This is a genomic window from Rhizobium sp. NFR07 (assembly GCF_900111905.1).
In the GTDB taxonomy this organism is placed as follows: domain Bacteria; phylum Pseudomonadota; class Alphaproteobacteria; order Rhizobiales; family Rhizobiaceae; genus Neorhizobium.
Genome location: NZ_FOKM01000003.1, coordinates 309,404 through 335,794, shown reverse-complemented (window position 1 = coordinate 335,794; position 26,391 = coordinate 309,404). Strand labels below are relative to the sequence as shown.

The following is a 26,391-nucleotide window of genomic DNA, read 5'->3' as shown; positions in this document are numbered from 1 at the left end:
TTCCAGGCTTACTTCGCGGGAGCCGTCGACGAGTTCGTGTCGCCGCCAGTGGATGGCGTTGCCGGGGTCGCAGGAGCGGCCGGTTCGGACGTCGTGGACGACGTTGTGGTCGCATCCGTGCCGGCCTGCTGATCACCCAAGGTCTTGAATTCCGGAGCAGCCTGCAGGGCTTCGGCCGTTTCGGTCGTGGTCAGACGCACTTCATTGTTGTTCTCTGCGTCACGGGCCATGCTGATCTTGTCCATCGGCAAGGCGACATCCTTTTCGCCGATGCCGAGGAAACCGCCGACGCCGACCACGGCAGCGACGATGCCGCCGTTTTCTTCCAGAATGAGATCGTTCACATCACCGATGCTCTCATTGTTGGAATTGTAGATCTGCTTGCCGATGTAATCATTGGCGCTCACCTGCGTTTCCGACTGCTGGGTCAGATAAGCGGCGTCACCGGTTGCCGGCATGTCGGAATTGGCCGACGGTGCCGGGGCCATGCCCTTCGGTTCGGCCGGTGCCGTCGGGGCTGTGGGCGTTGCCGGGCTGGCGCCGCTATTGTTCGACTGTGCGAATGCGGGTGCAAGCGCGGTCGATGTCATGAGAGCTGCGGCTACGAGTGCTCCAAGGGTCTTTTTCATGGGATCCTGCCTCTTCTGTTTGTTCTTGTCGTTCAGCTCGGCACGCGGTCTGTTTCTTGTGTTCTCACCGCGGGCTTCGATAGGCAAACAACGACAGAAGAGGTTTCGTTCCAGGATCCTGCTGATTTATTAGGCGTATCTGTGCCGTTTTGGCGCGGATACGCCCGGCTTGCCGGGAGTTAGAGCCGGTATGAAAATTCGTATTTTTCTTGTGCGCCGGTCGTGACCGCAAACAGGTTCCCGGCCTTCGGATCTTCCGCGCGGCCAGCTTCGTCCAGTCCTTCCCAGGAGGACGTGACGGCGATGCGGCCGCCGCCGATGAAGGCGGGGCAGGTCGTGCGCTTGGCCGGCAGCGCGTAACGCTCGATCAGCTTTCCGTCGGTATCGTAGTGGTCGAGCGCGGCCTCTCCCCAGCGGGCGTTCCATATGTGGCCTTCACCGTCACAGACCGAACCATCGATGCCGCCCGGATCCTTGCTGCCATCGACGAAGATCGACGGTTCACCGATCGGCAGGCCCGTCGCCGGATCGACCGCGACCTTCATCAGCTTGTTGGCGCGGGTATCGACGAAATAGGCGGTGGCGCCATCCGGCGAGAAGCAGATCGAGTTGGAGATGCTGATCCTGTCGAACAGTTTCGTCACCTTTCCTTTGGCGACGTGATAGATCGCGCCGGCGCCATCCGGTGCGGTCTTGCCCATCGTGCCGATCCACAGGCTGCCCGAGACATGCACCCGGCCGTCATTGGAGCGGTTCTCCGGCTTGCCGGGCTCCAGTTCGCAATGAAGCGACAGCTCGCCCGTTGCCCGGTTGCGGATGAACAGGCCCTTGTCGCTGGCGATCAGCTGGCGCGCGTCGTCAATGCGGGCAATGACGCTTCCCATGAAAGGCAAAGGATAGACAGTCTCCGTCATTCCGTCCATCTTCAGTTCGTGCAGCGCCTTGCCGAGAATGTCGAACCACCAGAGCGTATTGGTTTCCATCTCAAAGCTCGGCCCCTCGCCGAGTTCGCATGGGGCGTGCGACAGGATGGTGCCTTCGAAGCGGTGGACAGTCGTCATTTTTTCCTCGCCTATGTTTTTCCGCTGTGCCTGGCAGGGCTCGGCGGATGGGCTGACAAGATGTCATCCCCAGGAAAATGGTCAACAGAGATGCGCAAAGCTGCGAATCCGATTAAAAGCGATAAAATGTCAGCATCTTCGACGGGGTGGCCGTAGAAATTAACATCTCTTTCAAGTCTCAAGTGGAAGCTTGCAGTCCACGAGGCACTCCATACGGGAGAAGGAAAAGAGCTTGCAACTTTTCTCTCATCTCCTGCTAGATTTCTATCGAAGATCCCCCTATCGATTCGAGCCTTAACGGGCGCATCACCTCACGCGGTGGAACAAAGAAGTAGCAGATGTCCAAAACGGAAAAAGCCGCTGAACTGTCTGGCTTTGGTGTAGATGTCGGGGAGCTCTCGGGTCTCGACACGCAATTCGACGTCTTTCGCTTCATGAAGAAACTGACGGAGTTCTATGACTTCCGGACATTCATGGTACTGAACCTGCCGCCGCCGACCGCGATGGAGCTCGCCGGCAACACGATCATCACCAACTGGCCGGCCGAACTGACCGCACTCTTCGATCGTGAAGGGCTCGGCAAGACGAGCTTCGTGCTGCAGCATCTTCGCCGTTCGACGCTGCCCTTCATCTTCGATCTCGAGAACGACCGTCCGGCGGAGAGCAACGCCAATCTCCGCGAGATTTTCGGCCGCTTCGGCATCGCCCGCGGTGCCTATTTCCCCGTTCACGATGCTACCGGCAAGCGCGGAGCCATCGCTTTCGGCGGCACGCGTCCCGTCCCGTCGGTCCAGCAGATGATGGAGCTGATGTATGTCTCGGCTCATGTCTACGAGCGGCTGGCGGACTTCCGCAAGGCGGACATCCGCCCCGGCGAGGTCCTGACCGAGCGCGAGACCGATTGTCTCAACTGGACCGCCGCCGGCAAGACCAGTGCGGAGATCGCCGATATCCTCGGTCTCTCGGAGCATACGGTCAATCATTACCTCAACCGTGCCGCCAAGAAGCTCGACACCGTCAACCGCACCCAGGCCGTGGCCAAGGCCCTGCGCGTCGGGCTTATCAAGTAAGCGACAGGTTGTTTGTCCAAGATTTGGGCATGAAGCTTGTGGTTGCGGCACCAGGGTGCCGCGTTATGCAGCCGCAGGCAGTGAGAAAATGTCTTTTTCCTGGGCAAAAGCAGGCTCTTCCCGTGTGGCATGTTTCGTGCTTCCTATAGAGCCAGGTCCAGAGGGGACTGAAAAAAGCGCCCCAAGAGGCGTAACGAAGCAAAAGCCGTCGTCCGGTCAGTGCGCCCCATGGCAGCCGACCGGACGGCGGCTTTAATCTTTATTGGCTCCGGCCTTGTCTTGCTCTTCGCCCGTCTTGCTCCCTACCCATGCCAACTCCTATATAGCGGCAATAAGATTGAAGGCGGATCGAAGCGAGATGCGCCTCACGGGCAGGACCCAAGGGTAAGGAATGAGGAGTTCGACATGTCTGATGTGACCAAGGACCAGGTGCTCGCAGCGCTCGGCAAGGTCCGGGGGCCCGATCTTGAAGGCGATATCGTGTCGCTCAAGATGGTGTCGGACGTTTTCATCTCCGATGCCAAGGTCTATTTCTCGATCACCGTACCGGCCGACCGCGCCCAGCAGCTGGAGCCGCTGCGGCTTGCGGCGGAAAAGACGGTGACATCTATTCCCGGCGTCAAAGGCGCGCTCGTCACCCTGACTGCCGACCGCAAGGCCTCTCCGCAGGCGCAATCCCAGGCGCCGCAGCCGACACCTGCGGCCGCTCATGGTCATTCGCACGGTCACCAGCATGCGCCCGCCGGCGGTCCCGGCCAGGGCCGCGGCCCGGCCAATGTGAAGGCCGGCGTACCGGGCGTCGGCGCGATCATTGCCGTCGCATCGGGCAAGGGTGGGGTCGGCAAGTCGACGACCGCGGTCAATTTCGCCCTTGGCCTGAAAGCCAATGGTCTGCGCGTCGGCATTCTCGATGCCGACATCTACGGCCCGTCCGTGCCCCGCCTGTTGAAGCTTTCCGGCCGGCCGGAACAGATCGATGGCCGCCTGATCAAGCCGATGGAAAACTACGGCCTCAAGGCCATGTCCATGGGTTTTCTCGTCGACGAGGAAACCGCGATGATCTGGCGCGGCCCGATGGTCCAGTCGGCGCTTTTGCAGATGCTGCGCGAAGTCGCCTGGGGCGATCTTGATGTTCTCGTGGTCGACATGCCGCCGGGCACGGGTGACGCCCAGCTGACCATGGCCCAGCAGGTACCGCTGGCCGGCGCCGTCATTGTCTCGACGCCGCAGGATCTGGCGCTCATCGATGCCCGCAAGGCGGTCACCATGTTCAGAAAGGTCGAGGTTCCGCTTTTCGGCATCGTCGAGAACATGAGCTATTTCCTCGCGCCCGATACTGGCAAGCGCTACGACATCTTCGGCCATGGCGGTGCCCGGGCCGAGGCTGATCGCATCGCGGTTCCCTTCCTCGGCGAAGTGCCGCTGACCATGGACATCCGCGAGCGTTCCGACCTTGGCGACCCGATCGTCCACGCCGATCCGGAGCATGAAATCTCGAAGATCTACAAGGACATCGCAGCCCAGGTCTGGGCGCAGCTCTCGCAGGGTTCGCGCCGCAAGGCGCCTTCCATCGTCTTCGAATAGAATATGGCAGGGGGCCTCGCGGCCTTTCGCCCGGACTGTCACATGAATATGAGCCACTGTGCTTGCGAGGCTTTTCACCGGTTGCGTGTTTCGTCTGAAAACGCCCTCAGCCCTTGTGTTTTCGGCAGGTGAGGCATGCAATCCTGCGCTTGCTTTCAGCAAAAGCGCACTTTATAGGCGCCTCGCGCTGACGACAGGTCGATAGCCAGCGAACTCTTCCGCCGCATTCAGGCGAGGGGCCGAAGACGCCGACCGAACATGAAGACTACGCAGCCTCGTCGCATAGCATTCCGGAAGATCGCCTGCCCGCAACCGCATGCAGCTCTCCGCATAATCCCCTTTTTCCGCTGGAAAGGCCGGCCTCGCGCCGGATAACATATGGGTCATCCCGCAGAACATCACGCAGCTGAAAAGACGCGGACGCACAGCCTGTTTGCCCTGGCACTCGGGTCGGTCGGCGTCGTCTATGGCGATATCGGCACGAGCCCGCTCTACGCATTCCGCGAGGCGTTGAAGCCGATCGCCAATGACGGCGTGACCCATGTGGAAATCATCGGCCTGATCTCGCTGATGATCTGGACGCTGACGGTGATCGTCACGATCAAATACGTCCTCTTCCTGCTTCGCGCAGACAATGACGGCGAAGGTGGCACGCTGTCGCTGCTTGCACTTCTCACCAAGGCATCCAAAAGCCAGCGCGCCATGCTGATGCTGCTCGGCCTGATCGGCGCGGCGCTCTTTCTCGGCGACGCGATGATCACGCCCGCCCTCTCTGTTCTTTCCGCCGTCGAAGGTCTGAAACTGGTGACGCCGGCACTCGACAGCGCCGTTCTGCCCATCTCCGTCGTCATTCTCGTGGCACTTTTCGCCATCCAGTCAAAGGGCACCGGCGCGGTGGCAAAATTCTTCGGTCCGATCACCGCGGTCTGGTTCATCGTCATGGGCGCTGCTGGCGTCATGCATATTGCCGATGACTACAGCATCCTCCTGGCCTTCAATCCCTGGTATGCGATCGAATTCATGCTGCGCGAGGGCTTTGCCGGCATCATCGTGCTCGGCGCCGTCTTCCTGACGGTCACGGGTGCCGAAGCGCTTTACGCCGATCTCGGCCATTTCGGCCGTCGGCCGATCCAGTGGGCGTGGTTCCTGCTGGTTTTCCCAGCGCTGACGCTCAATTATCTGGGGCAGGGCGCCTTCGTGCTAAAGCACCCGGAAGCGATGAGCGATCCCTTCTACCTGATGTTCCCCGAATGGGCGCTGCTGCCGGTCGTCATTCTCGCGACCGCCGCCACCATCATCGCCAGCCAGGCGGTCATCACCGGCGCCTTCTCGCTGGTGCGTCAGGCGATCCATCTCGGCTACCTGCCGCGCATGCAGATCCTCTTCACCTCCGAGACCAATACCGGGCAGATCTTCCTGCCTGGCGTCAACACGCTGCTCTTGATCGGCGTCATCGCGCTCGTGCTCGGCTTTGAAAGCTCGGAAGCGCTGGCCACCGCCTACGGTATTTCCGTCACCGGCGCGATGGTGGTCACCACGCTAATGGCCTTCGAATTCGTCCGGTTGAAATGGAAATGGCCACAGACGGTTGCGATCGCCACGCTCGCGCCGCTTCTGGCGCTGGAAATCGTCTTCCTCGGCGCGAACCTTCTGAAGATCCATGATGGCGGCTGGGTACCGGTGATGATGGCGATCGCCTTCACCATCATCATGCTGACCTGGAAGCGTGGAACGGCGATCCTGTTCGAAAAGACACGCCGCATCGACGTGCCGCTCGCAACCTTCGTGCCCATGGTGGAAAAGAAGAGCGACCATGCCCCGGTTTCCGTCCCCGGCGTCGCGATATTCCTGACCAGCGATCCGGAAACCGCGCCGGCCGCCCTGCTGCACAACATCAAGCACAACCACGTTCTGCACGAAAAGAACGTCGTCCTGACGATCCGCACGGTCAACAAGCCGCGCGTCTCGCTGGACCAGCGTTATCATGTCGAGAAGATTTCCGAGCGTTTCACCCTGGTGGAACTGCGCTTCGGCTTCATGCAGTCGCACAACGTTTCGCAAGCGCTCGCCTATCTGCGCAAGACCGGCTTCAAGTTCGACATCATGTCGACCTCCTTCTATCTCGGCCGTCGCAAGTTGGTGCCGGATGCGGCGTCCGGCATGCCCATGTGGCAGGACCGTCTGTTCATCGCCATGGCCAACACGGCAACCGATCCTTCGGATTATTTCCACCTGCCGACCAACCGCGTGGTCGAACTCGGCTCCCACGTCATCATTTAGGCCGATCGTTAAAAGCGAGCCCGGCCGACCCCACTCTGGCGTGTCCTCAAAGCAACATTCACGGTCTTGTTAAGTGCGCGTGTGCTGAACAAGCCTGCCGGGCAAGGCTTTCCCCCTCGGCGTTAACCGCTCATCAAGGTTAATGATTCACTCTCAAGGCATAGTCGTTAGCCGTCCTTGCCTTGTGGAGTTGCCGTTTTGCGTCCGAAGAGAGTTCTGCGTAAGAGGTCCCTGCCGCGTTGGGACAGGTTGGCCGCACCGGCCCTTCTGGGTCTTGCCTCGTGGCTCGCTTTTCCCGCCGTCCCATCTCAGGGCGACCTGACCGACCTTCTTAATGGAGTAAACGGCTCGGCCGACCGCTGGCGGATGGTGATCACCCAGTCGCCCGCCGGTTCCCTGCACACCGCCTCGCTGGCCTTCCCGGGCGGCGCCGATATCCTTGGTGGCGATGCCGGCATCGCGATGCCGGATGGCGAGAAGCTGGCGCTGACCGGCAAGACCAAGCCTGGCGAAGAGACACCTGACGAGGACCGCGTCAACCGCGGCCAGAAGAAGGGCCGCGTCGTTGCCGTCGAGCCGATGCTGCCGCCGAGAGCCTTTTCCGCCGGCTCCGTGCTGGAGCGCTCGAGCTCGCTCACGACGCCCGCACTTCTGGCACCGGTCACGGGCGACGAGGACATGACGGCCTTCGTCAAGTCGGACAACGACCAGCAGCCGGTCGAACTCGCCGAATTCTATTTCCGCAAGGATGAGATCAAGGAACCGGGCCTTGCGCCGATGATCGCCGACCTCGTCACCAATGACCAGGCGGACATCCTGGCGACCGCCTACGCTTCACCGAAGCCTGACTTCTCCCGCCAGTCGCCCTTCGATGCGATTCTCGGCAAGCCGAATGCCGGTCGCTTCATCCCGCCGATCGGGCCGGAAGACCATGCCTGGGCCGCAAACCCGCTGCCGGAGGATTCCTTCTCGCCCAAGCAGCAGCAATGTCTCGCTTCGGGCATCTATTTCGAGGCGCGCGGCGAATCCGTGAAAGGGCAGGCGGCTGTCGCCCAGGTCATCCTCAACCGGGTCCGCAATCCCGCTTATCCGAGCACGATCTGCGACGTGGTCTACCAGAACGAGGATTGGCGCAACCGTTGCCAGTTCTCCTTCGCCTGCGACAACATCAAGGACCGCATCCGCTCCCAGGAACATTGGGAAACGGCCAAGGAGGTTGCGATGGCGACCACAGCCGGCAAGATCTGGCTGCCGGAAGTCGGTTCCTCCACCCATTACCATGCCGTCTATGTCCGGCCGAACTGGGCGCGCACGATGAAGAAGGTCGGCCGCATCGGCCTGCATGTCTTCTACCGTACCTATGGTGGTGGTTGGAGCTGATACACGCACCCCCGTGCCGCCGATTCCCGCACCGGTTTTAGCGCCGGTGCCTGTAAGCGGGCATTAAGCCGCTGAATTCCCTATCCTAATTAACCTTGGATGAAGCATGCCGAACGCCTTGACTAGCAAGGCGCTCAAAACTATGTTGCGCGCGACTTGAAAGACGGGCCGGAAGGCGCGAAATCCCTCGCTAACCGTGGTCTGGCTCAGCCGGACGGGAGCGGCCGGTGGTGGAGGATGCGACAGATGGATGACCGTGGCGATGGTCTGGACGAGCGCCGGAAGCGCCTGTCGGCCGAATTGGCGGACAGGAAGGCTGAAGAGGCGGCAGAGGCGAAGCGGGACGCGCAATCTGAAGAAAGTCGCAAGGGCATGGCCCTCGGCTTGAAGATTTCCTCCGAATTCATCTCGGCCATCGCGGTTGGCGCGGTTCTGGGTTATGGCTTGGACTATCTTGTCGGCACGTCGCCGTGGGGGATGATCGTTCTTCTTCTCCTTGGTTTCTGTGCAGGCGTTTTGAACGTCCTTCGCTCTGTGGGCAAGGTGGCGCAGCCGCCGGTCTTTGAGAAGCGGAGCGACGAGGACGGGAAGGGAAGCGGGCACTAGCCTGTTTCCATATTGAATTGAGCCGCCGAAGGGCGGCATATGAAAGAGGGTAGACGGTGGCAAACGATCCGATCCATCAGTTCCAGATCAGCAAGATCGTTCCGATCGAGATCGGCGGCGTCGATCTCTCCTTCACCAACGCCTCCCTGTTCATGACTGCGACCGTGGCCTGCGCCGCCGGCTTCCTTTATTTCGCGACTTCTTCGCGCAGCCTCATCCCGACGCGCGCCCAGTCCGTCGCTGAGATGTCCTATGAATTCATCGCCAACATGCTGCGCGAAGGCGCCGGCAGCCATGGCATGAAGTTCTTCCCGCTGGTCTTCTCGCTGTTCATGTTCGTGCTGACCGCCAACATGATCGGCATGTTCCCTTACTTCTTCACCGTCACCAGCCAGATCATCGTCACTTTCGCGCTGGCCATGCTCGTCATCGGCACGGTGTTGGTCTACGGTTTCTACAAGCACGGCCTCGGCTTCCTGAAGTTGTTCGTGCCGAGCGGTGTTCCCGGCGCGCTTCTGCCGCTGGTCGTCGCCATCGAAATCATCTCTTTCCTGTCGCGTCCGATCTCGCTCTCCGTTCGTCTTTTCGCGAACATGCTGGCCGGCCACATCACCCTGAAAGTGTTCGCGGGCTTTGTCGGCTCGCTCGGAGCACTCGGCGCACTCGGCATTGGCGGCGCAATCCTGCCGCTCGCCATGGCCGTCGCCCTGACGGGTCTCGAATTCCTCGTCGCCTTCCTCCAGGCCTACGTCTTCGCGGTACTCACCTGCATGTACCTGAACGACGCAGTTCACCCCGGCGGGCACTAAGGATAACCACCATTGGCGTCCTGAGGCGTCAGTCATCAGCCGCAACACCCATTCAAGGAGTTCATCATGGAAGCGGAAGCAGCAAAGTTCATCGGCGCAGGTCTGGCTTGCTTTGGCATGGCCGGCACGGCTCTCGGCCTCGGCAACATCTTCGGCAGCTACCTCTCTGGCGCCCTGCGCAACCCGTCTGCCGCTGACAGCCAGTTCGGCCGTCTGGTTTTCGGCTTCGCCGTTACGGAAGCTCTGGGCATCTTCTCGCTGCTCGTAGCCCTGCTCCTCCTGTTCGTGGTCTAATATCGGACCTGGACTTCGGATCACGGCCGTTCGACGCGCGCCGTGATCCTTCGCATTTGGAACTCACCTGGAGGTGATGATGTTCGTGACTTCGGCACATGCGCAGACCGCGCCGGCCGCTCCTGAAACGCCTGCAGCACCGGGCGCCGCTCCGGCGACCGATCCGCATGCTGCCCCGGCTGGCGAAGTGCATACCGAAACCGGTGTCGCCCACGGCGACGAGCACGGTAGTGGTCCGTTCCCGCCGCTCGACTCATCCTTCTTTGCATCGCAGCTTCTGTGGCTCGCTATTACCTTCGGCATCTTCTACTTCGTCATGAAGAAGATCATCGTGCCGCGCGTCGGTGGCATCATCGAGGACCGCCAGGGCCGCATCGCCCGCGACCTCGAAGAGGCCGGCCGCATGAAGGCCGAGGCCGACGCTGCCGTCGAGACCTATGAAAAGGAACTGGCTGCCGCCCGCTCCAAGGCCCACGGCATTGCCGAGACCGCCCGCGAAGCCGCCAAGACCAAGGCCATCGCCGATCGCACCGCGATCGAAGCGGAACTGGCCGAGAAGCTGGCAGCTGCGGAAGCCCGCATCGGCGAGATCAAGGCCAAGGCATTCACCGAGGTCGGCCAGATCGCCGAGGACACCGCATCCGCCATCGTCGATCAGCTGATCGGCGGCAAGGCGACCGGTGACGACATCAAGGCTGCCGTCGCGGCGGCCAAGACGGGAGCCTGATCACCATGGCATTCGACGCAACTTTCTTTACGCTCGTCGCGCTCGTCATCTTCCTCGCCATCCTGGTCTATGTGAAGGTACCGGGCATGCTGGCGAAGTCGCTCGACGCGCGCGCCGACAACATCCGCCAGGAACTCGACGAAGCCAAGCGCCTGCGCGAAGAAGCCCAGGCCCTGCTCGCCGAATACCAGAAGAAGCGCAAGGAAGCCGAAGCTGACGCCGCCCAGATCGTCGCTGCAGCTGAACGCGAAGCCGCGGCCCTGACGGAAGAAGCCCGTCAGAAGACCGAGGAATTCGTCGCCCGCCGCAATGCGCTCTCCGAGCAGAAGATCAAGCAGGCCGAAGCCGACGCCATCGGTGCCGTCCGTGCCGCCGCAGTCGACATTGCGATCGCCGCCGCCGAAAAGGTCATTGCCTCGAAGGCCGACAAGACGACGCAGAACGCTCTCTTCAAGGACGGCGTCGCCAAGGTTCAGTCGCGCCTGAACTGATCTGTTCGGTCAGGTATGGAATTGAGAAAGCCGGGTGGAGACGCCCGGCTTTTTTGTTTTGCTAGAGTGCAGTGACTGCTGATGGAAAATCAGCTTCGCACTGTTCGTTTAGGGAAGATCTAGGTCGCTTCTTATTTCGAATTGAGGCCGGCGAAAGGAATGTACGGCCCGTCTGATGTTCCCACGTCGGACGACCCGGTCCCCGGATAAAGCAGGCAATACATCTTATTATTGTAAACGACGGCAAGCGGATAACAGGATTCCCCGGGACTTCTGGGGCTTGCGACGCAGATGCTGAAGCCCTCGCCGATATCCTGGGAACTGCATTTGTCGCCAGAACAGTTGTATTGGGTTAGTTTATCGTAGCCTTTGGTGAAAAAGACCGTCGGTTTGGGATATATATCCAGCGACCCGACGGTTTCTGCCAGCTTCGAATAAGCCTTGTCTACGTCCGCTCTCGTGCCGAAATTGAATATTGCGGGCCTATCGTCCGTGTATTCGAAGTTAGAAACGTCCGTTTCACAACTTAGCGCCAGCGCAGACGAGCAAGACAAAGCCGTGATGAGAACGGCGCTTGTGAACGGCTTGAGGAATGAGGAAATCAATCTGGGCCTACCCTTCCACGGCTAGTATCATTAGTTGATCACGCATTTATAGACGAATGGCGGTCGTGAGCGCGACGGCCGGTGTTGCCTTCCGGAATATAGCAGAAGTGGGCGCTGGAACAGGTCCAGCGGTCGCTGACATCACCCCTCCGCCGCCACCTTCCTCAACGGCCGAAAGCTCATTTGCGGGAGCGACCAGGGGGGCATGATGATCCACGTATTAGCAGTTCTGTCTGGTGCCGTAGCCGAAATGCCGGACGAGGCCGGTGGCGGGCGAGACGACGCAGGCGGTGCGTCTGGTCGAAAGCCGCAAAGCTGTTTAGATCGCTTACGATACTCTGGCCCGCGACGCTAAACCTTCGAGCCCATGCAAATCTCCAACCTGACGATATCGGCGCCCAAATGGAGGTGGATATGGTCGGCGAGGTTCAGACGTGCCTCAACTGATTGCTTCGGTCAGTTTAAGTCGCAAAATCCCGGCTTTTTTTATCTGCAAAATCGGATGCTTGGACCGCGGCCGCTCTTCATCGTGACGCGATCTTTTACGACCTGCGAGCCTCCAGGCGTCGCCTGTCGAGATCGACGTGTTCGGCACCCTTTTTCGTCAGTCGGAACTGTCGTTTCTGAAATTCCCCGCGGATGAGGATGAAACCCTGTTCTTCGGCTTCGCCCAGCGTCTTCAGGCTGGTTCCTTTAGGAGGAGACTGCCAGCCCATGCCAACGGCGGCGTGCAGCAATACCATTATCTTGATAATCTTGTTTCTCCTTGGCCGGTGCGTAAAGCCGGGACGCGGCTTTGCGCCTGCGCAGCATTGATCACTGGGGACGACCGCTTCCACTATAGCAATGCGGTGCGCTCGTCACGCTGGGCGTCGGCGGCGTTGAATTCTACGCCATCTCCGGTGAGATGGCTGCTACCCCTCGACTGACACATCCTTGCGTAGCGGCCGAAAACTCATCCGATGCAGCGAGCAGGGGCCGTGGGCGTCGATGCCGTCGCGATGCTGCTTGGTGCCGTAGCCGGCGTGTTTCTCGAAACCATAGGCGGGATAGACCGCGCCGGCGCGGGCCATCATGCGGTCGCGGGTGACCTTGGCGATGATCGAGGCGGCGGCGATCGAGACGGAGCGGCTATCACCCTTGATGACGGCCTGGCCCCGGCAGGTGAGCCCGCGTGGTACGTCACGGCCGTCGGCGAGGACGAGGGCAGGTGGCGCGCAGAGGCCGGCGACGGCGCGGCGCATGGCGTCGAGGCTGGCGCGCAGGATGTTGCGCTCGTCGATATGACGGGGACCGGATGCGGCGATCGAGACATGCGCCGTCGCCATGATCGCCTCGAACAGCGTCTCCCGCTGGAGAATCGTCAATTGCTTGGAATCGTTGAGGCCGGTTGGAATATTTTCCGGATCGAGGATGACGGCGGCTGCAACGACCGGGCCGGCCAATGGTCCGCGGCCGGCCTCATCGGTGCCGGCGACCGGCCAGTGTCCGGCGTCGCGCGCGGCGAGTTCCAGGCTGAAATCGCACACGATCGGTATGGCGTCGAAAAGCGCAGGAGAATCGGGCGACGTGCGAACCAACATGGCGGCAGGTTCGCACGCCGTCCCGATCTCCTGCAAGCCCCGACAGCGAGTGCGGCTTCGCTGTCCACCGGGGAACGCGGTGGGCTCGGGGCAGCGTTCTCGGCGGGCAAGGGAGGCGGGTAACCTTGCCGAGAACGAAGTCGAATTTGAATGACGAGAACAGAATGGATCATGGCAGATGCCACCTTGTTCCTCTTGGACGATTCGCTCACCGCTCCTCGTCCCTCAGATGCCCCGTCCGGGGCGCTCCTCCTGGCTCAGAGAAGCGACAACTGGATGCCGCCGCCATTCGGCCGCAGGAACAGGTCGTCGCGCAGCGGCATGCCGCGGCGGGTCATGCCCAGCCGCTTCGTCGCCATCTCGAACCGGCGGCTGATCTGCCAGGCATAGGGTCCGGCGCCCTTCATCCGCTTGCCGAACTCGGCATCGTAATCCTTGCCGCCGCGCATCGAACGGACCAGCGACATGACGTGCCGGTAGCGATCCGGATAGTTGCGTAGCAGCCAGTCGCGGAAGAGCGGGGCCACCTCCAGCGGCAGGCGCAAGAGCACATAGCTTGCCTCCGTCGCACCCGCCGCATGGCCGGCGTCAAGAATCCGCTCGATCTCGTGGTCGTTCAGCGCCGGAATGATCGGCGAGGCCATGACGGCGGTCGGGATGCCGGCATCGGTCAAGGCCTTGATCGCTTCCAGCCGCTTTGCAGGTGTCGAGGCGCGCGGCTCCATCGTGCGGGCAAGTTTTCTGTCCAGCGTCGTCACCGATATGCCGACCTTGGCGAGACCCTTGGAGGCCATGTCGGCGAGAATATCGATGTCGCGCATGATCAGAGCCGACTTGGTGACGATCGCAACCGGATGATTGGCCTTGTGCAACACTTCGAGGATCTGGCGCATGATACGCCATTCCCGCTCGATCGGCTGGTAGGGATCGGTATTGGTGCCAATCGCCATCGCTCTTACCTTATAGTCTGGCTTGCTCAACTCCCGTTCCAGAAGACGCGGCACATCCGGTTTGGCGAACAGTTTCGATTCGAAATCGAGCCCCGGCGATAGGCCCATGAAACTGTGGGTCGGGCGGGCGAAGCAATAGATGCAGCCATGCTCGCAGCCGCGATAGGGATTGATCGAACGGTCGAAGCCGATATCGGGAGAATCGTTGCGGGTAATCGCCGTCTTCGGCTTCTCGACCTGCACTTCGGTGCGGAAGGCTTCCAGCTCCTCGAGCGTCTGCCAGCCGTCGTCGAATGCCTCGCGCCGCTCTTCCTCGAAGCGTCCGCTCGGGTTCAGGCCCGCGCCACGGCCCCGGCGTCGGTCGATCTCGATCCTCAAACCGGACGATTGAACCAGTGCATCGGCAATATCTGCCGTATGGGCGGGCGCGAATGCTCCCTGCCTCAAATGGGACAGCTCGTTCATAAGGGGCTCCTGGCGGGATCATTCCCGCACCTGATGATTAAATTCCTACCCCTTAAATGAGAACATTGCAAGAACAAACTTTGATGCGCTGTTGGCAAGCGCTTGTGCAATGCGATAAGGGTCAATCATGCTGACTGTCCTGATGGAATGCCGCGACCAGGAAGCTGAACTGGCGCAAACGCTTTCGATTCTCGTCTCCGCCGCAGTGGAGGGCCTTGTGAGTGACGTGATCATTCTCGATCACGCCTCGCGCGATGGCTCGTCCCGCGTTGCGGATGCGGCCGGCTGCCGTTTCCACACCCATTGGGATATCAAGGATGTGCTGCGCAGCGCCCGCGGTGAATGGCTGATGCTGCTGGAGCCCGGCGCCCGCCCTCAGAGCGGCTGGATCGACGAGGTGGCGGAACATCTCGCGGTGCAGAAGCAGTCGGCCCGCTTCTCGCCGGCGCGCAATTATCGCCGGCCGTTCTTCAAACGCATCGGCCGCGCCGTGCCGCCGCTGGAATATGGATTGCTGGTGCCCAAACGCCATGCGATCTCGGTGGCGAAGTCGGGCATGTCGCTGGAAGTGCTTGCCAAGGCCGAGAAGACGATCAGGCTGACGAGCGAGATGATCCCCGCCTGGGTCGCTGCGGCAAGAGGCGCCTGACCCAAATCAGCTCTTCGTCCGCTGCAGATGCTCGTCGAGCCGCGGCATGATTTCCACGAAATTGCAGGGCATGTGGCGATAGTCGAGCTGCGCCTTGATGATGCCGTCCCAGGCATCCTTGCAGGCGCCGGGAGAGCCTGGGAGCACGAAGATGAAAGTGGCGTTGGCGACGCCGCCCGTGGCGCGTGACTGGATCGTCGATGTGCCGATCTTGTCGTAGGAGATCCGGTGAAAGACTTCGGAGAACCCGTCCATCCGTTTTTCGAACAGCGGCTCCAGCGCTTCCGGGGTAACGTCGCGGCCGGTGAAGCCAGTGCCGCCGGTGGTGATCACGACGTCTATCTCCGCGTCGAGCGTCCAGGCCTTCACCTGGTCGGCGATCTTTGCCTTGTCGTCGGTGACGATGGCGCGTGCCTTGACCTGATGGCCCGCGTCGGTGATGCGGTCGACCAGCGTCTGGCCGGACTTGTCGTCCTCCATCGTGCGGGTGTCGGATACGGTGAGCACGGCGATGCCGAGCGGGATGAAACCGCGTTTCTCGTCGATGCCGATCATTTCTCTTCTCCAACTGTCTTGGTCGCGGCAACATACCAGCCTGGCCGCTCTGCCGTTATCATCTCGGCGGCTGCCCGTGCCTTGTCGATATCTTCGAAAATGCCGAAGCAGGTGGCGCCGGAGCCGGACATGCGCGACAGAAGTGCGCCTTGACGGTCCAGCAGTGCGCGAGCGGTCGCGATTTCCGGTACCAGCACGGTCGCCGCGGGCTCGAGATCGTTGCGCAGTCCCGCAAGGCAGTCGATCCACTCGGACAGCGCACCGGACGAGGGAAGGCTTCCGACCGGTGGGTTGTCGCGGCTCTGCAGCGCCTTGAAGATCGCGGGGGTAGAGACGCCGATCAGCGGATTGACGAGCACCAGCGCCATGGAGGGCATATGCGGCAGTGGCGTTATGTCTTCACCGATGCCACGGGCCGAAAGCGGCTGGCCGGCAAGGCACATCGGCACATCCGCGCCGAGCGAAAGTGCCAGCGACATGCTTTCCTGCGGCTCCAGATCGGCGTTCCAGGCGCGCATCAGGCCATTCAGGGCGGCTGCGGCATCTGCGGAGCCGCCGCCGATGCCGGAGGCGACAGGCAGGTTCTTTTCCAGATGGATGGAGACCGGAGGTGTCGTCACGCCGGCTGAGGCAAGCCGCGTCCGCAATCCGTCGCGAGCCTTCAGCACCAGATTGTTGGCGGGTTCGCCGAGGCCATCGGAAAAGGGGCCGGAAACGGTGAACGCGTCCTGATCGGCTAATGCGATCACCAGCCGGTCGCCCGTCTCGCAGAAGGTCACCACGCTGTCGAGCAGGTGATAGCCATCGGCGCGGCGGCCGGTGACATGCAGCGCGAGATTGATCTTGGCCCGTGCGAACTCGACAAGGCCCGCCTCGGCGGCAGGCCTTGCTTGATCGAGCGACATGTCGAGCATCAGGACTTCTTGTCGGGCTGAGCCGGCGCGGGGGCAGGGGCCGTTGGCGCTTCCGTCTGGTTGCGCACGGTGTTGGTGTCGTTCGGACCGAGCGGCGGTAGGCCGTTGGCGATCTTTTCCTTCACATGCTCGCGGTTGACGTCCTCGCCTTCCGAAATCAGCGTCCGGTTCCACTGATAGACGGCTTCGAGCTTGCGCCCGACACGCCAATAGGCATCGCCCAGATGGTCGTTGATCGTGGCATCGCCGGCACGTAGCTGGATCGCCTTTTCGAGCTCGGTCACCGCATCATCGAACCGGCCCATGCGGTAATAGGCCCAGCCGAGCGAATCGACGATATAGCCGTCGTCCGGGCGCGCATCGACGGCGCGCTGGATCATCTCCAGGCCTTCGTCGAGATTGAGGTTCATGTCGACCAGCGAATAGCCGAGATAGTTCAGCACCTGCGGCTGTTCCGGATTGAGTTCCAGCGCCTTGCGGAAGTTCGGCTCTGCCTTGTCCCAGGTCTTAAGGCGCTCATAGGCGATGCCGCGCTGGAAGAAGACCGACCAGTCGCCCTGCTTCGTCACCGGACCGATCACCTCGACAGCCTTGTCGTAATTCGCGGCCATCTCCTTGTAGTCCTTCGCTTCGGAAAGGACGCTGCCATAGGCGATATAGCTGCGCACATCGGCCGGATCGGAAGCGATAAGCTCCTTCAGGTGCTGCTTGGCCTCGTCGACCTTGCCGGTATCGGAGAGCGTGATGCCGAGCTGCAGCTCGGAAATGCGCCGCATCGGCGAATCCTCGAGCACCTGCTGGTAGAAGGAAATCGCGCGCTGCGGCTGTTCCAGCTTTTCGGCAATGCCGCCGAGCAGGATCAGCGTATCGGCGCTCTTCGGGTCGAGCGCATGGGAGATCTGCAGGTAGAGCGCCACCATGTCTTCCGCACCCTGGCGGTTCAGAGCGCCGCCGATGGAGAAAAGAACGCCGGCCGCACCCTCGGCTGCCGTGGTGATCTGTTGGGCGGGCTTTTCACCCTTCTCGATGCTTTCGCGCAGGGCTTTCAGCGGCGCGTAATTGGCGATCAGGCCATCACCGACGGAGATCGCGTCGAGGGCCTTCTGCTTGTTGCCGGCGGATGCTTCCAGTCGGGCAAGCGCCATGACTGCGCGCATGAACGTGTCTGGCGCGGTGGCGACGGCGTCATTGTTGGTCACGGCCTTGTTGAGATACTGGCGGGCGGTCGAGATATCGCCGTTGACGATCGCCATCGCGCCGAGGTGATAGTCGGTGAATACCTTGAACCAGGCCGGGCCCTTGAGGCTGGTGATCGAGGAGATCGCCTTCTTGCCCTTGCCGGCGCCGACATCGGCCCAGGCCGACAGCATGAGATGTGTCAGCCGGTCGAGATCGTTCGGGCCTTCATAGGCAAGGATCTTTTTGGCGGTGTCGAACTTGCCGGCACGAACGGCATCCAGGCCGCGCACGATCTTGGTGACGCGCTCGACGGCGGCATCATCCTTCAGGGCTTCGGCCTCCTTCAGCCCGTCGGCAAAATCGCCGTTGAGCAGGAGCGAAATCATCAGCCTTTCGCGGATTTCCAGATTGGCCGGATCGAAATCGAGCGCCTTGCGGTAGAGCGAGATCGCGGTCGTGTAATCGTGGTCGACATCGGCCGTGCGGGCAGCAAGGAAGGCGCCGGAGAAGGAACGGGCATCCTTTGCCTCGAACGTCACCGGCTTTTCCTCGGCCGGCTTTGCTTCCGGCGTGGCGGCGCCCGCAACGGAACCAAACACCAGGCATGCCGCGAGCGCGACGCTGGAAAGCAGGAGGTGACGGGGTGTCTGCCGCATGAGCGAGGCCTTTCATGAGATCGGGCGTGACGGCAAAGCGTCGCCACGAAGTGCCGCCGAGTGATTCACAACAGAATGGCTTTTTTGAAGCGGTGCCGCAAGAAAATCTCCAGCCATGCGGGCGTGGTCTCCCTAACCTGTGAACAGCGGTGAGGGTCTTTCATTCATCAGTCCTGGCGACCATCCGCTGGGGCTCTCAAAGCGGCGAGCCGATGAGTTCCAGCCTGCGAATGTCTTTCTCCCGTCCGATAAGTCGCAGGATCTCGCAGACGTCACGAATGCTGGCGACAGGCGCCGAAATTGAGCCGAACCTCACATCAATGACGGTTTCGACCGCCACCTCATGCCAGCGATTATCGGCGAAGATCTCGAAGCCGCTCATGATCTCGACGGCGATCGGCCCGAGGTTGGGATAAAGGACGGCGCCGGAGCGAAAACGGTCCGTTCCGCCATCCGCCCTGTTGTCGAGGCCCCGTGCAAAGGCCAGGCGGCCGCAATCGGCGGGTGACAGCAATATATCGATATCGGCTACGGGCGCATCGCGATAGCCGTGCAAATAAAGTGCCGCGCCCCCGAAAATGCACCAGGGGTCACGACAATCCGACAGGAAGCCGACGAGATTGGTCAGGGTCTCTTCAAGCGCTTCCGCGGAAAAAGCCGATGGACGGGTCGCCACCGGCTCACGCATTCAGTTCACTCGCTGGATCGAGAAGTCGATGACTTCCATCATCGCGTCCTTGATGGGACCGGCAGGCAGCGGGGCGAGCGCGTCGCGGGCGATCTTGCCGTAATGCAGGGCGCGGGCGATCGTGTCCTTCAGCGCATCGTATTTGGTGATGAGGCCGAGCGCCTTTTCCAGGTTCTCGTCGCTGCTCTCGCCCTGTTCGATCGCCTTGCGCCAGAAGGCCTGCTCCTCCGCGGTGCCGCGGCGGAAGGCTAGGATGACGGGAAGGGTGATTTTGCCCTCGCGAAAATCGTCGCCGACATTCTTGCCAAGATCGGCAGCCTTGCCGCCGTAGTCCAGCGCGTCGTCGGCCATCTGGAAGGCGTAGCCGAGGTTCATGCCGAAGGAGCGCAGCGCCGAGCGGCTCGACTTGTCGGCATTGGCGATGATCGGCCCGACTTCGGCGGCTGCGGCAAACAGGGCCGCGGTCTTGGCGCGGATGACGGAGAGATAGTCGTCCTCGGTAGTTTCCATGTTCTTGGCGACGGAAAGCTGCAGGACTTCGCCCTCGGCGATGACGGATGCGGCCGTCGCCAGCACGTCGAGTGCTTCGAGCGAGCCGACATCGACCATCATCTTGAAGGCCTGTCCGAGCAGGAAGTCGCCGACGAGAACGCTTGCCTGGTTGCCCCAGATCATCCGGGCCGTGGATTTGCCACGCCGAAGGTCGCTCTCGTCTACCACGTCGTCATGCAGCAGCGTTGCCGTGTGCATGAACTCGACCGAAGTCGCGAGCTTGACGTGGCCTTCGCCCTCGTAGCCGAACATCGAGGCGGACGCGAGCGTCAGCATCGGACGCAGGCGCTTGCCGCCGGACGAGATCAGGTGATTGGCGACTTCCGGGATCATCTGCACATCCGAGCCTGCCTTGGAAAGGATCAACTGATTGACCCGCTCCATGTCGGACTTGGTGAGATCGACGAGCGGCTTGACGGATGCCGGTTTGTTTTTGCCTTCTTCAAGCGGTATGACGACGCCCAAGTCCAGGCCTCCCTTGGAAATTTCAGAACGACAATAGAAACTGGTGCATAGGGCGGCAAGGGAAAAACATAAAGAGATTTTCACGAAAGGGTGCCTGATGATCGAGCTTATCCGCACCAATGATGTCGTCACGCTGTCGCTGGCGGAAAGTCTGATGAAGGACGCCGGCATCCACTGCCTCGTCGCCGACCAGTCGATGAGCGTCCTGGAAGGCTCGCTCGGACTGCTGCAGCGCCGTTTTCTCGTGGAGGAGGACCGAGCGGAAGAAGCGCGAGGGATCCTCCGGGATGCGGGACTGGGCGAGGAATTGCGGCAAGGTTAAGATCAAGAAGTCCAATTTTTTATAAGTAGTCAAAAAAATATTGCATATGGTTGTGCCTTACGCATTAATCCCGCATGGGTTGAGTTGCGGGGTTGCGATGGGTGCTGGAGATGTAAGGCCGACCGATACCTTCGCTGAGAAGTTGGCGAAGATTCTGCCCGCGGAGATCACCGCTGTATTTCTCGCGATAAAGTCGATCATAGATCTGGTGGCGCGCGGCGGCGGCGGTGGTGGATTGGCGCCATATGTAAGCTTTGCGGCGATACTTTTTCTGGCCGTGGCCACTCCGATCTTTCTGCAGCTGACGGGACATGTCCAAAGATTGGCCTTGGCACTGTTCCTGTCGATCTCGTTCCTGATCTGGAGCGTGAATATCGAATATTCGAACATCATCAGCATCGCGCCGGCGGGTTGGGGTGAAATCCTATCCTATCTCATCCCGATCCTGCTGATCCTGTGGGCTGGCCTGGCCTTGCCCGTGTATCTCGTAAAAAGCGGTAAGGAGTAGCCGACGCCTCCCGTTTAAGTCCGCGTCAAATGCGATGGAGTGTCCCATGCGTGGAGTTGCAAAGGCAGTTTTGCTTGGTGGCCTGTTCATGACATCTTTTGCATGGGGTGAGACGGCACAGGCAAAATGTATGCCGCTGCCGTCGAGCCGTGCAGGAAAGGCGCTATTATCAGAAGACAATAGCGGCGCGCTTATCCTTGGCCCCATCATCACCGATGGCAGACTGCCGTTGACATGGAAAACGATGCGCCATCTCGATGGCCACTGCTACGCAATGCCGGAGGACTGGCGCTATCGGCAGCTCAAGTTCGCTGTAAACAACTATCTCCCGGAACCGACGGAGCAAAACGAGCCGGAATACCGGTTCGATCTGGATCTTCAGATCATCAAGATCGCGGCCAGACCGAGCGGAGAACCGAAGGAAGCCGAGAAGATAACGGCTTATCGAAGCGAGAAGTCTCCATGGTATCGCAATGGTGAACAGAGCCAGCGTTATGCCGGGAGGACGAAGACGTTGAACATGAGCGTCGAAGAGTGGAACGGAGCCCACGATCCGCTTAACGTTATCGAGCAGAACGACAGAAAACTGAATGGGCGTTTTCACGCTTCACCGTCTCCCCAGGGGCGAAACACCTTTGAGGAGAGACGCTGGTGGCAACTGAACGAAAAGCTGACAGATAAATACACACTTCACCTGGAAAACAGGCTCCTGTCAGCGCAGCCGGCGGCCGGGAACATGGCCGGCGGCATTCCTTTTCAGGTAAACGAGCGTGGCTATGATGCGATCATCATTCGTTACAGCTCGGCAAATGCGGATATCGACAACGTGGTCACGTTGTGTTTCGCCGATTGTGACGCGATCGCGAAGCTCAGGTTGGAAGCCTCACCTCGCCATGTCTTTGCGAGCTTGTTTCGCTGGCTTCAATAACCCCTTGTCTTCCGGCGACTGCCTGTTATTGCATCCCTCATGCGGGATGCTCAGTACACCATCGATGCCTTTCATCGAGGCCGCTTCCATGTCGTACAGCCGAAGGGCGAGGGGCATCGGTCGGGTATAGATGCAATGCTGCTTGCCTCGCTGGTGGCAAGTGACGGGCCGGTCAGCGTTGCCGATCTGGGCTCTGGTGCGGGAGCCGCCGGGCTTGCGGTCGCATCGCGGCTGGAAAAGGCCGTGGTCCTGCTCGTCGAGAAATTCCCGGTCATGGCAGCTTACGCGCGAAGCAGCATCACACTGCCGGAGAATGCCTTTCTTGCCGATCGTGTCCGGGTCATCGAGGCGGATGTGACGCTGACCGGCAAGGCGCGGCTGGCGGCCGGGCTGGAGGACGAGGTTCACGATCACGTCATCATGAACCCGCCCTTCAACCATGCGGGCGACCGCAGAACACCCGACAGCCTGAAGGCGCAAGCCCATGCGCTGACCGACGGGCTGTTCGAAAGCTGGCTGAAGACGGCCGGCGCGATCATGAAGCCCGGCGGGCAGCTGTCGCTGATCGCCCGTCCGCTTTCCATCGCCGAGATCCTTGCGGCCTGCGGCAAGCGGTTCGGCGGCATAGAGATAACCCCGGTCCATCCCCGCCCGGGCGAGGATGCGACCCGCATTCTCGTCACCGCCATCAAGGGGTCGAAGGCGCGGCTGGCCTTTCGCGCGCCGCTCATCGTCCATGGCTCGGACGGCCATTCCTTTTCGCCGGATGTGGACGATCTCAACAATGGCCGTGCCGCCTACAAGCGCCGCGGCAAGGTTTCAGGCCGCGCCTGAACCGGCGGGGACCTCAAATTTTCCCGAGAACCCCAAATTCTCCCGAGAACCATTGCGTTTACCGCAATGTTACATACATCCCATCCACCTGAAGTATTGATGATGGGAGAAGAAATGGGTTTCCTGGGTCGCCTGCTGCCGAAGCGTTTCCGCAAGAAGGGAGTGTCCATTCCCGTAGTGCGGTTGCATGGGGCGATCATGACGGGAGGCAGCCAGTTCAAGCCGACGTTGAGCCTCGCGACTGCGGCTCCCATGCTGGAAAAGGCCTTCTCCCGCAAGGAAGCCCCGGTCGTCGCCATTTCGCTGAATTCTCCGGGCGGTTCGCCGGTCCAGTCGCGGCTGATCTTCCAGCGCATCCGGGCGCTGGCGGAGGAGAAGCAGAAGAAGGTTCTGATCTTCGTCGAGGACGTTGCGGCATCCGGCGGCTACATGATCGCGCTCGCGGGCGACGAGATCTTCGCCGACCCGACCTCGATCGTTGGTTCAATCGGCGTCGTCTCCGGCGGCTTCGGCTTTCCGGAAATGCTGAAGAAGATCGGCGTCGAGCGTCGCGTCTATACCGCCGGCGAGAACAAGGTGATCCTCGATCCGTTCAAGCCGGAGAAGGAAAGCGACATCGAGTATCTAAAGACGCTGCAGATCGAGATCCACAAGGTCTTCATTGATATGGTGAAGATGCGCCGCGGCGAGCGTCTGGCCGACGACGGGGAGATTTTCTCCGGCCTGTTCTGGACCGGCGGCAAGGGGCTGGAGCTCGGCCTCATCGATGGCCTTGGCGACATGCGCGAGGTATTGAAGCGCCGTTTCGGCAAGGATGCCCGGCTGGAACTGATCGGCAGTGCCCGTTCGCTGTTCGGGCGAAAGGTGCCAGGCGTCACGGCAATCACCCCGGGTCTCGGCGAAATTGCCGCACAGGCGGGCGCGGGTCTTGCAGCAGGTATCGAAGAAAGGGCATTGTGGAGCCGATACGGGCTGTAACGCTCGGCGCGTCCCGATTGGAGGCGACGCGCGGTTTTTTGAGGACACCGAGGTCAGATGGCCCAGATCATACTTTTCATCCTGCTGATTGGCGGCGGGTGGATGTTCTACAAGCGCTTCATCAAGGATGCCGAGAAGCTGACGGCTCGCAGCCGCCGCGAGGAGAAGCAGCGCCAGACCGGTGCCATCGGCACGCTGGAAAAGGATCCGGCGACTGGGGAATATCGGCTGAAGAAGGACGAGGATAGCTGAAGGTGGCTGAGACGCCGGCCTGTTTATGCTATCCTCTGCCGACCGGCTGTGGAGATGACGATGCGCGTGACCAAGTGGAATGACGCTCTGGCAGTGCAGATACCCGATGACGTGGCGAAATCGCTCGATCTGAAAGAGGGTGATGAGGTGGAGATTGCCGTGACGTCTGGCAATAACCAGCGCCCGGTATCCTCGGAAGAGCGTGAGAAGATACTGGCCTACATCCGTTCTCAGCGTTGGAAGCTGCCGGAAGGCTGGAAATTCAATCGCGATGAAGCCAACGAGCGGTGAGCAATTCGCCGTTTCTGGATACAAATATCTTCGTCTATGCGTTCACGGATGACATCCGGACCGCCAGAGCCCAGGCTCTTCTTGCCGAGCCTTACGTTACAAGCGTGCAGGCATTCAACGAATTCGCGCATGTCATGCGCCGTAAATCTCGGCGGGACTGGAGTGAAATCCGGACTGCGCTGTCGGCTATTCGGCGCATGTCAGAAAGCGTAATCGTTGTCGATCTCGCGTTGAACGACCGGGCATTCGACCTGATTGAGAAGTACAATCTCGCTTTTTTCGACGCGCTGATGGTTGCTGCAGCACTTGAGGCACGGTGTACGGTCTTCCTCTCCGAAGACCTGCAAAATGGCATGGTCATCGATGGAAAGCTGACGATCACGAACCCCTTCCTTTGAGCGGCGCCTATAAATCCTTGACCCGTTCCCCCTCGCGTGGCACTCGTCCGCATCCTCAATAAACGATGCCGATTATCGCTATGACCGATCTGCCCGACCACATGTCCCCGACCCGCTCCTTTCAGGGTCTGATCCTGACGCTCCACAACTATTGGGCGGACAAGGGCTGCGCCGTTTTGCAGCCCTATGACATGGAAGTCGGTGCCGGCACCTTCCATCCGGCCACCACGCTGCGCGCGCTCGGCCCGAAGCCGTGGAAGGCCGCCTATGTCCAGCCTTCGCGCCGCCCGTCCGATGGTCGTTACGGCGAAAACCCGAACCGGCTGCAGCACTATTACCAGTATCAGGTCATCCTGAAGCCCAACCCGTCCAACCTGCAGGAGCTTTATCTCGGCTCCCTGAAGGCGATCGGGCTTGATCCGCTTCTGCATGACGTGCGCTTCGTCGAGGACGACTGGGAAAGCCCGACGCTCGGCGCCTGGGGGCTCGGTTGGGAATGCTGGTGCGATGGCATGGAAGTCTCGCAGTTCACCTATTTTCAGCAGGTCTGCGGCATCGAATGCTCGCCCGTATCGGGCGAGCTGACCTATGGTCTCGAGCGCCTCGCCATGTATATCCAAGGCGTGGACAGCATCTACGATCTGAACTTCAACGGCCGCGAAGGCGACGAGAAGATCACCTATGGCGACGTCTTCCTGCAGGCAGAGCAGGAATATTCCCGCCATAACTTCGAATACGCCAATACCGAGATGCTGCATCGGCACTTCATCGATGCGGAGAAGGAATGCCAGGCGCTTCTCGCCGCCGGTGCGCCGGGCGACAGCGACAATCAGCGCCTGCACAAATGCGTGTTCCCGGCCTATGACCAGTGCATCAAGGCATCCCACGTCTTCAACCTGCTGGATGCGCGCGGCGTGATCTCGGTCACCGAGCGCCAGAGCTACATCCTGCGGGTGCGCACGCTGGCCAAGGCTTGCGGCGAGGCTTTCCTGCTGACCGATGCCGGCGGTGTCAATTTCGGCAAGGCTGCTGCCTGACCGCGAATAAGTCACCGTTTTGCGGTGACAATTCAAAGCGATCGACATAATCTCCCCGCAGCTTAAATGCCTCGGGGAGATTGCTTTCATGCTCATCGCGCTCGGCGTCGTCGCCATCATCGCCGTCTATGTGATCTTCGTCTATAACGGCCTCGTCCGTGCCCGGCAGATGGCGGAGGAGGCGTGGTCCGGCATCGATGTGCAATTGAAGCGCCGCGCCGACCTCATTCCCAATCTGATCGAGACGGTGAAGGGCTATGCGGCGCACGAAAAGGGCACGTTCGAAGAAGTGGTGAAGTTGCGCAACCAGGCGCAGGCCGTGCCGACCGGCGATGTCGCCGGCCGCGCCCAGGCGGAAGGCCTGCTCTCACAGGCACTCGGCAAACTCTTCGCGCTGGCGGAAGCCTATCCGGACCTCAAGGCCAACCAGAATTTCGCCGAACTGCAGGCCTCGCTGGAGACGCTCGAAAGCGAGATCCAGATGTCACGGCGCTACTACAATGGCGCTGCGCGCGACCTCAACATCAAGGTCGAAAGCTTCCCGTCCAACCTTCTCGCCGGCCCCTTCGGCTTTTCCAAGCGCGACTATTTCGAGATCACCAACGAGGCCGACCGGGCTGTTCCCTCCGTGAAGTTCTAGACGGGAGCCCA

Annotated in this window: 30 protein-coding genes; 20 read left to right on the top strand and 10 right to left on the bottom strand. The window is 60.9% G+C overall.

Annotation, left to right across the window (positions count from 1 at the left end):
- Positions 1-8: 8 nt before the first annotated feature.
- Both BM216_RS08585 and BM216_RS08580 read right to left on the bottom strand, forming a co-directional pair.
- Positions 9-629, bottom strand: a complete 621-nt coding sequence (locus BM216_RS08585; RefSeq protein WP_092998502.1) for a PRC-barrel domain-containing protein — start codon at positions 627-629, stop codon at positions 9-11.
- 179 nt (positions 630-808) lie between these two features.
- Positions 809-1,690 (bottom strand): SMP-30/gluconolactonase/LRE family protein, encoded by an 882-nt coding sequence (locus BM216_RS08580; protein WP_092997921.1) that lies wholly within the window; start codon positions 1,688-1,690, stop codon positions 809-811.
- Positions 1,691-2,028: 338 nt separating this feature from the next.
- On the opposite strand from BM216_RS08580, the gene BM216_RS08575 reads away from it, so the two are divergent.
- The 9 genes from BM216_RS08575 to BM216_RS08535 all read left to right on the top strand — a co-directional run bounded on the left by BM216_RS08575 (position 2,029) and on the right by BM216_RS08535 (position 10,931).
- The gene (locus BM216_RS08575; protein ID WP_092997918.1) at positions 2,029-2,760 is read left to right on the top strand and encodes a helix-turn-helix transcriptional regulator; all 732 of its coding nucleotides are present in this window, start codon (positions 2,029-2,031) and stop codon (positions 2,758-2,760) included.
- A gap of 405 nt (positions 2,761-3,165) precedes the next feature.
- On the top strand, positions 3,166-4,344 hold the full coding sequence (locus tag BM216_RS08570) for an Mrp/NBP35 family ATP-binding protein (protein WP_092997915.1): 1,179 nt from the start codon (positions 3,166-3,168) through the stop codon (positions 4,342-4,344).
- A 378-nt stretch (positions 4,345-4,722) separates the two neighbouring features.
- Positions 4,723-6,624 carry a potassium transporter Kup gene (locus BM216_RS08565; protein WP_092997912.1) on the top strand — a complete coding sequence of 634 codons (1,902 nt, stop codon included), beginning with the start codon at positions 4,723-4,725 and terminating at the stop codon, positions 6,622-6,624.
- Between the two features lie 198 nt (positions 6,625-6,822).
- Positions 6,823-8,004, top strand: coding sequence for a cell wall hydrolase (locus tag BM216_RS08560; RefSeq protein WP_092997909.1), 1,182 nt, complete (start codon positions 6,823-6,825; stop codon positions 8,002-8,004).
- A gap of 246 nt (positions 8,005-8,250) precedes the next feature.
- Positions 8,251-8,610, top strand: coding sequence for an AtpZ/AtpI family protein (locus tag BM216_RS08555; RefSeq protein WP_092997906.1), 360 nt, complete (start codon positions 8,251-8,253; stop codon positions 8,608-8,610).
- A gap of 56 nt (positions 8,611-8,666) precedes the next feature.
- Positions 8,667-9,419 (top strand): F0F1 ATP synthase subunit A, encoded by a 753-nt coding sequence (locus BM216_RS08550; protein WP_092997903.1) that lies wholly within the window; start codon positions 8,667-8,669, stop codon positions 9,417-9,419.
- Positions 9,420-9,485: 66 nt separating this feature from the next.
- A complete protein-coding gene (locus BM216_RS08545; RefSeq protein ID WP_037087706.1) occupies positions 9,486-9,713 on the top strand; it encodes a F0F1 ATP synthase subunit C in 228 nt (75 codons plus the stop codon).
- A gap of 76 nt (positions 9,714-9,789) precedes the next feature.
- Positions 9,790-10,440: a F0F1 ATP synthase subunit B gene (locus tag BM216_RS08540; protein WP_177230740.1), complete on the top strand. Its 651-nt coding sequence runs from the start codon at positions 9,790-9,792 to the stop codon at positions 10,438-10,440.
- 5 nt (positions 10,441-10,445) lie between these two features.
- Entirely contained in the window at positions 10,446-10,931 is a 486-nt protein-coding gene (locus BM216_RS08535; protein WP_092997897.1) for a F0F1 ATP synthase subunit B, read from the top strand.
- A 1,147-nt stretch (positions 10,932-12,078) separates the two neighbouring features.
- Here BM216_RS08535 and BM216_RS34610 read toward each other — a convergent pair.
- The 3 genes from BM216_RS34610 to BM216_RS08515 all read right to left on the bottom strand — a co-directional run bounded on the left by BM216_RS34610 (position 12,079) and on the right by BM216_RS08515 (position 14,534).
- Complete coding sequence (locus BM216_RS34610) at positions 12,079-12,279, bottom strand: hypothetical protein (RefSeq protein ID WP_092997891.1); 201 nt, start codon at positions 12,277-12,279, stop codon at positions 12,079-12,081.
- A gap of 171 nt (positions 12,280-12,450) precedes the next feature.
- Positions 12,451-13,119 (bottom strand): ribonuclease HII, encoded by a 669-nt coding sequence (locus BM216_RS08520; protein WP_092997888.1) that lies wholly within the window; start codon positions 13,117-13,119, stop codon positions 12,451-12,453.
- A gap of 257 nt (positions 13,120-13,376) precedes the next feature.
- Complete coding sequence (locus BM216_RS08515) at positions 13,377-14,534, bottom strand: PA0069 family radical SAM protein (protein WP_092997885.1); 1,158 nt, start codon at positions 14,532-14,534, stop codon at positions 13,377-13,379.
- Between the two features lie 127 nt (positions 14,535-14,661).
- On the opposite strand from BM216_RS08515, the gene BM216_RS08510 reads away from it, so the two are divergent.
- A complete protein-coding gene (locus BM216_RS08510; protein ID WP_092997882.1) occupies positions 14,662-15,183 on the top strand; it encodes a glycosyl transferase in 522 nt (173 codons plus the stop codon).
- A 6-nt stretch (positions 15,184-15,189) separates the two neighbouring features.
- On the opposite strand, the gene moaB is transcribed toward BM216_RS08510, so the two are convergent.
- The 5 genes from moaB to BM216_RS08485 all read right to left on the bottom strand — a co-directional run bounded on the left by moaB (position 15,190) and on the right by BM216_RS08485 (position 20,192).
- Positions 15,190-15,738 carry a molybdenum cofactor biosynthesis protein B gene (moaB, locus tag BM216_RS08505; protein WP_092997879.1) on the bottom strand — a complete coding sequence of 183 codons (549 nt, stop codon included), beginning with the start codon at positions 15,736-15,738 and terminating at the stop codon, positions 15,190-15,192.
- A complete protein-coding gene (locus tag BM216_RS08500; protein WP_092998500.1) occupies positions 15,735-16,643 on the bottom strand; it encodes a 4-(cytidine 5'-diphospho)-2-C-methyl-D-erythritol kinase in 909 nt (302 codons plus the stop codon). The genes moaB and BM216_RS08500 overlap by 4 nt, the downstream gene beginning before the upstream one ends.
- Positions 16,644-16,651: 8 nt before the next feature.
- Entirely contained in the window at positions 16,652-18,487 is a 1,836-nt protein-coding gene (locus tag BM216_RS08495; protein ID WP_092997876.1) for a tetratricopeptide repeat protein, read from the bottom strand.
- Between the two features lie 196 nt (positions 18,488-18,683).
- Positions 18,684-19,175: a hypothetical protein gene (locus tag BM216_RS08490; protein ID WP_092997872.1), complete on the bottom strand. Its 492-nt coding sequence runs from the start codon at positions 19,173-19,175 to the stop codon at positions 18,684-18,686.
- Positions 19,176-20,192, bottom strand: a complete 1,017-nt coding sequence (locus tag BM216_RS08485) for a polyprenyl synthetase family protein (protein ID WP_092997869.1) — start codon at positions 20,190-20,192, stop codon at positions 19,176-19,178. It abuts the gene before it with no gap.
- Positions 20,193-20,289: 97 nt separating this feature from the next.
- On the opposite strand from BM216_RS08485, the gene BM216_RS08480 reads away from it, so the two are divergent.
- The 10 genes from BM216_RS08480 to BM216_RS08435 all read left to right on the top strand — a co-directional run bounded on the left by BM216_RS08480 (position 20,290) and on the right by BM216_RS08435 (position 26,380).
- Positions 20,290-20,514: a putative signal transducing protein gene (locus BM216_RS08480; RefSeq protein WP_092997865.1), complete on the top strand. Its 225-nt coding sequence runs from the start codon at positions 20,290-20,292 to the stop codon at positions 20,512-20,514.
- Between the two features lie 97 nt (positions 20,515-20,611).
- Positions 20,612-21,022 (top strand): hypothetical protein, encoded by a 411-nt coding sequence (locus BM216_RS08475; RefSeq protein WP_143102756.1) that lies wholly within the window; start codon positions 20,612-20,614, stop codon positions 21,020-21,022.
- 46 nt (positions 21,023-21,068) lie between these two features.
- On the top strand, positions 21,069-21,950 hold the full coding sequence (locus tag BM216_RS08470; RefSeq protein ID WP_143102755.1) for a hypothetical protein: 882 nt from the start codon (positions 21,069-21,071) through the stop codon (positions 21,948-21,950).
- Positions 21,951-21,989: 39 nt separating this feature from the next.
- Entirely contained in the window at positions 21,990-22,784 is a 795-nt protein-coding gene (locus BM216_RS08465) for a tRNA1(Val) (adenine(37)-N6)-methyltransferase (RefSeq protein WP_092997856.1), read from the top strand.
- A 114-nt stretch (positions 22,785-22,898) separates the two neighbouring features.
- Positions 22,899-23,762, top strand: coding sequence for a S49 family peptidase (locus BM216_RS08460; protein ID WP_092997853.1), 864 nt, complete (start codon positions 22,899-22,901; stop codon positions 23,760-23,762).
- A 57-nt stretch (positions 23,763-23,819) separates the two neighbouring features.
- A complete protein-coding gene (locus BM216_RS08455) occupies positions 23,820-24,014 on the top strand; it encodes a hypothetical protein (protein WP_092997850.1) in 195 nt (64 codons plus the stop codon).
- Between the two features lie 60 nt (positions 24,015-24,074).
- Positions 24,075-24,305 carry an AbrB/MazE/SpoVT family DNA-binding domain-containing protein gene (locus BM216_RS08450; RefSeq protein WP_092997847.1) on the top strand — a complete coding sequence of 77 codons (231 nt, stop codon included), beginning with the start codon at positions 24,075-24,077 and terminating at the stop codon, positions 24,303-24,305.
- Complete coding sequence (locus BM216_RS08445; RefSeq protein ID WP_092997844.1) at positions 24,302-24,703, top strand: PIN domain-containing protein; 402 nt, start codon at positions 24,302-24,304, stop codon at positions 24,701-24,703. The genes BM216_RS08450 and BM216_RS08445 overlap by 4 nt, the downstream gene beginning before the upstream one ends.
- A gap of 80 nt (positions 24,704-24,783) precedes the next feature.
- Positions 24,784-25,740 carry a glycine--tRNA ligase subunit alpha gene (locus BM216_RS08440; protein WP_092997841.1) on the top strand — a complete coding sequence of 319 codons (957 nt, stop codon included), beginning with the start codon at positions 24,784-24,786 and terminating at the stop codon, positions 25,738-25,740.
- Between the two features lie 88 nt (positions 25,741-25,828).
- Positions 25,829-26,380: a LemA family protein gene (locus tag BM216_RS08435; RefSeq protein WP_092997838.1), complete on the top strand. Its 552-nt coding sequence runs from the start codon at positions 25,829-25,831 to the stop codon at positions 26,378-26,380.
- Positions 26,381-26,391: the final 11 nt, after the last annotated feature.

Excerpts from the sequence above, each read along its gene's own strand:
- BM216_RS08585 (WP_092998502.1), bottom strand. The coding sequence starts at position 629 with ATGAAAAAGACCCTTGGAGCACTCGTAGCCGCAGCTCTCATGACATCG.
- BM216_RS08580 (WP_092997921.1), bottom strand. The coding sequence starts at position 1,690 with ATGACGACTGTCCACCGCTTCGAAGGCACCATCCTGTCGCACGCCCCA.
- BM216_RS08575 (WP_092997918.1), top strand. The coding sequence starts at position 2,029 with ATGTCCAAAACGGAAAAAGCCGCTGAACTGTCTGGCTTTGGTGTAGAT.
- BM216_RS08570 (WP_092997915.1), top strand. The coding sequence starts at position 3,166 with ATGTCTGATGTGACCAAGGACCAGGTGCTCGCAGCGCTCGGCAAGGTC.
- BM216_RS08565 (WP_092997912.1), top strand. The coding sequence starts at position 4,723 with ATGGGTCATCCCGCAGAACATCACGCAGCTGAAAAGACGCGGACGCAC.
- BM216_RS08555 (WP_092997906.1), top strand. The coding sequence starts at position 8,251 with ATGGATGACCGTGGCGATGGTCTGGACGAGCGCCGGAAGCGCCTGTCG.
- BM216_RS08545 (WP_037087706.1), top strand. The coding sequence starts at position 9,486 with ATGGAAGCGGAAGCAGCAAAGTTCATCGGCGCAGGTCTGGCTTGCTTT.
- BM216_RS08540 (WP_177230740.1), top strand. The coding sequence starts at position 9,790 with ATGATGTTCGTGACTTCGGCACATGCGCAGACCGCGCCGGCCGCTCCT.
- BM216_RS08535 (WP_092997897.1), top strand. The coding sequence starts at position 10,446 with ATGGCATTCGACGCAACTTTCTTTACGCTCGTCGCGCTCGTCATCTTC.
- BM216_RS34610 (WP_092997891.1), bottom strand. The coding sequence starts at position 12,279 with ATGGTATTGCTGCACGCCGCCGTTGGCATGGGCTGGCAGTCTCCTCCT.
- BM216_RS08520 (WP_092997888.1), bottom strand. The coding sequence starts at position 13,119 with ATGTTGGTTCGCACGTCGCCCGATTCTCCTGCGCTTTTCGACGCCATA.
- BM216_RS08515 (WP_092997885.1), bottom strand. The coding sequence starts at position 14,534 with ATGAACGAGCTGTCCCATTTGAGGCAGGGAGCATTCGCGCCCGCCCAT.
- BM216_RS08510 (WP_092997882.1), top strand. The coding sequence starts at position 14,662 with ATGCTGACTGTCCTGATGGAATGCCGCGACCAGGAAGCTGAACTGGCG.
- moaB (WP_092997879.1), bottom strand. The coding sequence starts at position 15,738 with ATGATCGGCATCGACGAGAAACGCGGTTTCATCCCGCTCGGCATCGCC.
- BM216_RS08500 (WP_092998500.1), bottom strand. The coding sequence starts at position 16,643 with ATGTCGCTCGATCAAGCAAGGCCTGCCGCCGAGGCGGGCCTTGTCGAG.
- BM216_RS08495 (WP_092997876.1), bottom strand. The coding sequence starts at position 18,487 with ATGCGGCAGACACCCCGTCACCTCCTGCTTTCCAGCGTCGCGCTCGCG.
- BM216_RS08490 (WP_092997872.1), bottom strand. The coding sequence starts at position 19,175 with ATGCGTGAGCCGGTGGCGACCCGTCCATCGGCTTTTTCCGCGGAAGCG.
- BM216_RS08480 (WP_092997865.1), top strand. The coding sequence starts at position 20,290 with ATGATCGAGCTTATCCGCACCAATGATGTCGTCACGCTGTCGCTGGCG.
- BM216_RS08475 (WP_143102756.1), top strand. The coding sequence starts at position 20,612 with ATGGGTGCTGGAGATGTAAGGCCGACCGATACCTTCGCTGAGAAGTTG.
- BM216_RS08470 (WP_143102755.1), top strand. The coding sequence starts at position 21,069 with ATGCGTGGAGTTGCAAAGGCAGTTTTGCTTGGTGGCCTGTTCATGACA.
- BM216_RS08465 (WP_092997856.1), top strand. The coding sequence starts at position 21,990 with ATGCGGGATGCTCAGTACACCATCGATGCCTTTCATCGAGGCCGCTTC.
- BM216_RS08460 (WP_092997853.1), top strand. The coding sequence starts at position 22,899 with ATGGGTTTCCTGGGTCGCCTGCTGCCGAAGCGTTTCCGCAAGAAGGGA.
- BM216_RS08455 (WP_092997850.1), top strand. The coding sequence starts at position 23,820 with ATGGCCCAGATCATACTTTTCATCCTGCTGATTGGCGGCGGGTGGATG.
- BM216_RS08450 (WP_092997847.1), top strand. The coding sequence starts at position 24,075 with ATGCGCGTGACCAAGTGGAATGACGCTCTGGCAGTGCAGATACCCGAT.
- BM216_RS08440 (WP_092997841.1), top strand. The coding sequence starts at position 24,784 with ATGACCGATCTGCCCGACCACATGTCCCCGACCCGCTCCTTTCAGGGT.
- BM216_RS08435 (WP_092997838.1), top strand. The coding sequence starts at position 25,829 with ATGCTCATCGCGCTCGGCGTCGTCGCCATCATCGCCGTCTATGTGATC.